At 29.6% G+C, this 504-nt stretch carries 1 pseudogene; it reads left to right on the top strand.

Annotated features, from left to right (window positions below):
- Positions 1-110: 110 nt before the first annotated feature.
- Positions 111-504: pseudogene (locus MBFIL_RS05540) on the top strand (hypothetical protein); the annotation flags it as partial.

The following is a 504-nucleotide window of genomic DNA, read 5'->3' as shown; positions in this document are numbered from 1 at the left end:
ATATTCAATGAAAAACATAGACAACAAATAAAAAAAACTACAAAAAATAATTTACAATCTAACCACAACTAAGAAAATTCACTGTCATCCATCAACTGAAAAATTAATTATTGCACAGCCAATTTAACAACAGTTATGGTGGTGCAATATACAGCACAGGACAATTAACTTTCACTAATTCTAATTTTATTAATAACACAGCTATCTCTGGAGGAGCATTAAGAACCAATCTAAATAACACCTTCAACAATGTAAGCTTCATTAACAACAGTGCAATAAGCACCGCTGGAGCCATTTACAGCTTCAACACCATCCTCATCAATGGATCCACATTTAACAACAACCATGCAAATGAAGCTGGAGCTATTTACCTAAATAATTATTATGATAATAATACAGTATTATATGTCCAGAATTCCACTTTTAACAATAATTATGCTAATTATACTGCTGCAATTTTTACTAATGGATTTAATTTAACTGTTATTAATTCTAATTTCCTGA

This window comes from Methanobrevibacter filiformis, from assembly GCF_001639265.1.
In the GTDB taxonomy this organism is placed as follows: domain Archaea; phylum Methanobacteriota; class Methanobacteria; order Methanobacteriales; family Methanobacteriaceae; genus Methanacia; species Methanacia filiformis.
Note: the sequence above shows the minus strand (reverse complement) of the source record. Positions and strands in the feature narration are given on the sequence as shown.